Here is a 6,521-nt window from a genome sequence, read left to right on the forward strand (position 1 = left end):
GGTATTAGCCGCCGAGCGCACCATGCTTAATATCGTTTCGCATACCAGCGCTATCGCCACAGAGACCCACCGTTGGGTAGCTGCGATCGCAGCCGAAGCCAATAAAGAACCGGGACAACGACTCGTGCAGGCCGGGGTGCGTGATACCCGCAAGACCCTGCCTGGCATGCGCGCGCTGCAAAAATACGCCGTGCGCGCCGGTGGCGGGGTCAACCACCGCATGGGCTTAGGCGATGCCGCGATGATCAAAGACAACCACGTGCTCGCTGCCGGGGGCAGTGTGGCCGAAGCTCTGCGCCGGGTGCGTGCTCACAACCCCGAAATTGCCTGTGAAGTGGAAGTTGATACCCTGGATCAACTCGCCGAGGTGCTGCCCTTGCAACCAGATATGGTGTTGTTGGACAACTTTGCGCTTGCCGACGTCCACACCGCCGTGCAGCGTCGACAAGCACTCAGCCCGGATACCGCGCTGGAGGCATCCGGCGGGTTAACCCTGGAGCGCGCTGGTGCTTACGGCACCTCCGGGGTGGACTATATTGCAGTCGGCGCGCTGACGCATTCAGTGCGCGTGTTAGACATCGGATTGGATTTTTAATGCAGCGCATACACATCGCCATCGTTGGGGCAGGACCGCGTGGAATCTCAGTCATTGAACGTTTGGGGTCGTATCTTCGTGCAGCAACTTCCGCGCAGCCAGTGACGATCCATCTCATCGATGATTCCCAAATCGGTGCCGGCCGTGTGTGGGATACCACCCAAACCCGCACGCTTTGCATGAATACCCTGGCCGATGCCGTAACACTTTTTACCGAACCCGGAGCTAGCGTCACCTCCCCGGTGGTGGAAGGCCCCACCCTGTTCGAATGGATTCGACTCATACGCGGCGACGAACTCGACCAGGCAGATGCTGCCAAACAAGAGCTGTTTCGTGCTCACCCGCCGCGTGCTGACCTGGCTGTTAGCTACCGCGAAGAACTCGCCGGCACCGTTGCAGAATCTAATCCTTCACGAGCACTGTACGGCGAATATTTACGCTGGGTATATCAGGTGAGCATCGATTTGTTGCCGGAATCGGTACATCTCGTCGAGCACAATACACGTGCGATTGCCCTGCAGACGCAGGCGGACCACGATGTCATTTCGCTTGCCGACGGCACCTCCATCACTGCACACGGCACCGTGCTGGCAACCGGTTGGCTGCTCAATGCAGACAACGACGAGCAATACCAATTGCGTGCCGCCGCGCAGTCGCCAGAGCTCACGTGGATCAGCCCAGACAACCCGGTCGAACAACCCGTCGACAAGATCGCAGCAAACGCCCCGGTTTTGGTGCGCGGTTTGGGTATGGGTTTTTTCGATGTGATGGCTTTGTGCACCATCGATCGCGGCGGATTTTTCGAGGTCGACCCGACTTCCCGTTGCGGTTTGCGCTACCGTGCGAGCGGCACAGAGCCACATTTCGTCGTCACTTCCCGGCGCGGTTATCCATTTTTGCCGAAGTCGCACTATGGTGGTCTGCCGCCAAAAGCTGCAATGCCACGGCTGCAGCAGCAATTGCAGGCAGCTGAGAACATGCAGCGCATTGATTTTTCGGTGGACTTCTTCCCCGCGATTGCCCGCGATGCGCTACAGGCGTTTTATTCCACGTTGGCTCGAGTTCACCCGGATGCTATTGCCACGAGCGTCGAGGAGATCATCGCTGTCATCGATGCCACCCCGGTCTCTGTGCTGCTAGACCCGCAGGGGTTGGCCGGCGCACTGCAACGGCATACCGATCACGTCTGTGATCTGCAACGGTATCTCCATCCGCAGGCGGATTCGACGGCACAGGTTGCTGAGTCCATGGCTGAAGATATCGCTGCTGCGTTGGCGGGTGCGGATTCTCCGATCAAAGCCGCGCTGTGGGTTTTTGCTTCCTGCCGCAAACTTGTCGGCATTGCCGGAGCACAAGGCAAGTTTGTCCGGGACTCACAGTCGCCAACGCTGCGCGAAGTCATGGCCTTGGGTCAGATGGTCGGTTCTGGGCCGCCGCTGTTTCGTTCGCAGCAACTGTTAGCGCTTGTCGACGCCGGACTGGTGGAATTTTTAGGAGCGAACCCGCAGTTAGAAATCGGCGCAGAAGAATTCACTCTGACCTGCGGTAGCGGTGTGTCCGCGCGAAGGGCAAGCGCTGCCACGCTGGTCGATGCTTGGTTGCCAAAGCCCGATATCCGCTTCCCGGCTGATCTGTTGAGCCAGTCGTTGTTTGCCTCCGGACGAATCCGCCCGTTTTCCGTCGATGGGGTTGCGGGCCCATCGCCGGAAACCACGGTGGAGAATCGCCGTACGGTGCACCCGGATGGCAGCGAGGATGCACGTCTGCACATCATTGGCATCCCGACGCATGCGCAAATGCCAGATACCACGATTTCGCCTATGCCCGGCACTGACCCGATCATGTTGCAAGAAACCGATAAAACGGCGCGCAGCTTGTTCGCGATTATTCAGAATTCGCAGACTGTGCCAGGCCTTTGAGCACGAGATGGGTCATCCACCGTTGGTGATCCGGCATGATGTCCTGAGCCAGGCTGGTGAGGTGCCGGGAAAGTACGCCGATGGTCATGACGAATCGTCGCAGATGCAGCCCTTCTGCGACGAAGCCATAGTGGGTAGCGCGCTGTAAAAGTTTTTCGATAGGTGCCATATCGCGGTTGCGCACTACCTCGGCGAATTGATCGACGAGTTCTTCACGCTCGGCATACATCGATATTTGCTCGCTTAAAGGCCCGATGCCCTGCTCGACTAATTCCACCACCAAGTCTGTCCAGGTTTCCCATGGATCGGCTTCCCAGCGTTCGTCGTATTTCGCAATGATCGCGCAGTGCCGGTCATAGCTGTATTGCCCAACAGCCATAATCAGCGACCAGCGGTCGGGAAAATTGCGGTGGACTGTCGCCACTCCGACGCCGGCAGCTTCGGCAATAGCCCGAAATGTCACATCGATGCCGTCTTTTTGAAACAACCGGTGGGAGGCTTTGATGATCGCCTCGCGGTTGGCTTGTGCATCAGCGCGCACGTGTCATGCTCCTTTCCGTGTGCTCGAATTAGCGGGTCACTGCGTCAACGTCACTGCATCAACGTGGCTGCGCATAATTCGACGTTCTGGGCGCATAGTTGGATTTTTCTTTAATGCAAGACTACACTGCCCCATTACTGGAACGAAAAACTCCATTTAGTGCTAATTTCGCCGCCCCAGGCATACCATCGGCATGCTCATCACCTAGATCGTGATTGGTGTGGAGCTGATTATCACCGCAGGACTGCGCAACCAGGCACGGATGCGCAGCGCCAATTAACTCGGCGGGCGCTTCGGGCTAGTAACCGTCTTATCGTGCGGAATCCAAAACCGCAGTGGCGCGTCGACGTTTTTCGAAATGCCGATGCGCGGACCAGCGACCCACTCTGGTTCTTCTGAACGGATATACAGCCGCGGGTGCGGTGTTGCCCCTGACCCGGCCTCTGCAACCGTCGGTTCTGCACCATTGTCTGCAGCGGCGTTGACACCAACAGAGTGGCTGCCACCGCTGCTGGATTCGTCGACAAGCTGGCTATCCTCCCAGTTCTGTGCAACCTGGTCGACCGGTAGATGATTGTGTTCGGTATCAAACCCGAAGGCCTTGCCAATATTTCCCGGCCCAGAGGCCAAACGCGGGAATCCGACATCGCCACGGCGGCTGCGCGCCTGGCTCTCGCCCGCAATCACACGCCCAGCACGAAGCAAACATCCCTGGCCGGTACCATCCGGACCGCACACCAGGTTGCAACACCGGTGAATGCCATACGAAATATAGACATACATGTGCCCGCCCGGGCCCCATAACGCAGCGTTGCTGGCGGTTTTCCCACGAAAGCTATGGGCTGCTTCGTCCACTCCGTGCAGGTATGCCTCGACCTCGGTAATTTGTATCGCCACCGGGCCAAAAGCCAAGGTCGCCCCCAGCAGCTGCGGTGCTACAACATCCGCATCGTCGTGAAAATTAATCGCTGGCATTAGCTAGTCACTTCACCTTTTTATTTGCAGCTATTCACCCAGCATGTTCACTCAACGTGCACACTCAGCTTATTCACTCAGCTTATTCACTCAGAGCGTTCATTCAGCTTATTCGCTCAGTGAAAATACCGAGCCAGTAGTCTTCCCTGCCGGTTTCTGCCCTGAGCGCTTTTTTGAGCGAGATTTTTTCGCCCCAGGTGCCGCAGACTTTTCGTTGCTCTGCGGCGTTTGCCTGCTACGCGCGCCCGAGACATCAACTGCCTCCACATCAAACATCTCAGAGAGAAAATCTGCCAGCCACTGCAGCAATTCCACATCACGCAGCTTCGGATCAGTGACATTGCCGCGTCCAGCCTTCGGGAATGGCAACTGGATTGCCTTGGCGGCAGCGCGGTAATTCGCGCCGGGGTGGGTGCGTTTCAACCGAACTTGCTTGGAATCCGGCAACTCGACCGGCCCCACTTTGATGCGGGTGCCTTGCACCATAATATCGGTGACTCCAGCCCGGCGCGCTTGGTGCCGCAAACGAGAAACAGCCAACAAACGCTCAACTTCTTCGGGGATCGGCCCGTAGCGGTCTTCCATTTCTTCGACGACCAACCGCAGGTCTTTGTTGTCCTGCGACGACGCCAACTTCCGGTACACCTCTAGGCGTAGGCGCTCGGACGCAATGTATTTTTCTGGAATATGCGCATCCACCGGCAAATCAATGCGAATTTCTTTCGGCGATTGATCGGTAGCGTCGAGGGCTTCACCGCGGGAAAGCGCTTTGAAGGTTTCGACTGCCTCACCCACCAGGCGAACGTACATGTCAAAACCGACGCCGGCAATATGACCAGATTGCTGGGCACCCAGCACATTACCGGCACCGCGCATCTCCAGGTCTTTCATCGCGACTGCCATGCCGGCACCGAGGTCGTTGTTTTGCGCGATCGTCGCCAAGCGTTCATAGCTGGTTTCTGACAGTGTGGCGCCTTGCGGATACAAGAAATAGGCGTAGCCGCGTTCGCGGGAACGGCCCACGCGCCCACGCAACTGGTGCAACTGCGACAAACCCATTTGGTGCGCATTCTCTACGATCAAGGTATTCGCATTGGCGATGTCCAGGCCGGTTTCAACGATCGTGGTACACACCAGGACGTCGTATTCACGATCCCAGAAACCTTGCACGGTGCGTTCCAGCAGGTCTTCGTTCATTTGGCCGTGGGCGACGACGACGCGGGCTTCGGGAACCAACTCACGGATCTCGCGGGCCTTTTTCTCGATATCCGCGACCTTGTTGTGAATCACGAAGGTCTGACCATCGCGTAACAGCTCGCGGCGGATCGCAGCCGCAACCTGTTTGTCTTCGTAGGCACCGACATACGTCAGGATCGGGTGTCGGTCTTCGGGCGGGGTCAGAATCGTCGACATTTCGCGGATTCCCGCCATCGACATCTCTAAAGTACGTGGGATCGGCGTCGCTGACATCGTGAGCACATCAACCGAGGAACGCAAGGCTTTGATGTGTTCTTTGTGCTCCACACCGAAGCGCTGTTCCTCATCCACCACGATGAGCCCCAGATTTTTCCACTGCACACCGGTTTGCAATAAGCGGTGCGTGCCGACGACGATATCGACAGTACCGCTGGCCAAATCTTTGATCGTCTGCTTGGCTTCTGCGGTCGTGCTAAAACGCGATAGCACGCGCATTTCGACGGGGAAACCAGCCATGCGCTCGGCGAAGGTGTCGTAGTGTTGCTGCGCCAACAGCGTGGTCGGCACCAGCACCGCGACCTGTTTGCCGTCTTGCACAGCTTTGAAGGCTGCACGCACGGCAACCTCGGTTTTGCCATAGCCCACGTCGCCGACAATCACGCGGTCCATCGGCACGGATGATTCCATATCCGCTTTCACCGCTTCGATGGCCAGCATCTGGTCTTCGGTTTCGACGAAGGGGAAGTTATCTTCCATCTCTGCTTGCCATGGCGAATCCGGGGCGAACTGATAGCCCAGCGCGGCTTGGCGTTTAGCGTAGAGTTGCACCAGCTCGCCGGCGATTTCACGCACGGCAGCGCGGGCCTTTTTCTTGGTGTTTTTCCAGTCCGAACCGCCCATTTTCGACAGCGTCGGAGCTTGCCCGCCGGTGTATTTGCTCAGTAAATCGAGCGATTCCATCGGCACCCACAACTGGTCGGCGGGTTGTCCGCGCTTCGAGGCAGCATATTCCAGCACGATATATTCGCGGCGTGAGCTTTCGCCGCCGGCATTGATGGTGCGTTCGGCCATCTTGATGAATTTGCCGATGCCGTGGGTTTCATGCACGACGAAGTCGCCTTTTTTCAGCGCCAGTGGATCCACCCGGTTGCGGCGTTTTGCTGGTCGACGCTTCGCTCCGGCGATATCGCCACCCCGGTTCCCCGTAAGGTCGGTTTCGGTCACTACCTCCAGCTGCATCGTCGCTCCGTCGTTCTGGTTGCGCACTTTCGGAAAGACCAATCCGGCATGACTC

The 6,521-nt window shown here is 57.8% G+C and carries 5 protein-coding genes; 2 read left to right on the top strand and 3 right to left on the bottom strand.

The annotated features are described in order from the left end of the window. On the top strand, positions 1-595 hold a 595-nt coding region (gene nadC / locus RCH87_RS09735), incomplete at its 5' end, for a carboxylating nicotinate-nucleotide diphosphorylase (RefSeq protein ID WP_306516507.1). Then, on the top strand, positions 595-2,514 hold the full coding sequence (locus RCH87_RS09740; protein WP_306516508.1) for an FAD/NAD(P)-binding domain-containing protein: 1,920 nt from the start codon (positions 595-597) through the stop codon (positions 2,512-2,514). The genes nadC and RCH87_RS09740, both read left to right, overlap by 1 nt. Here the strand turns inward: RCH87_RS09740 and RCH87_RS09745 are convergent. The 3 genes from RCH87_RS09745 to mfd all read right to left on the bottom strand — a co-directional run. Beyond that, complete coding sequence (locus RCH87_RS09745) at positions 2,480-3,055, bottom strand: TetR/AcrR family transcriptional regulator (protein WP_306516509.1); 576 nt, start codon at positions 3,053-3,055, stop codon at positions 2,480-2,482. The genes RCH87_RS09740 and RCH87_RS09745 overlap by 35 nt on opposite strands. Positions 3,056-3,331: 276 nt before the next feature. Next, on the bottom strand, positions 3,332-4,030 hold the full coding sequence (locus RCH87_RS09750; RefSeq protein WP_306516510.1) for a DNA-3-methyladenine glycosylase: 699 nt from the start codon (positions 4,028-4,030) through the stop codon (positions 3,332-3,334). A gap of 108 nt (positions 4,031-4,138) precedes the next feature. Continuing rightward, on the bottom strand, positions 4,139-6,521 hold a 2,383-nt coding region (mfd, locus tag RCH87_RS09755; RefSeq protein WP_306516511.1), incomplete at its 5' end, for a transcription-repair coupling factor.

This window comes from Corynebacterium sp., assembly GCF_030826625.1.
Classification (GTDB): domain Bacteria; phylum Actinomycetota; class Actinomycetes; order Mycobacteriales; family Mycobacteriaceae; genus Corynebacterium.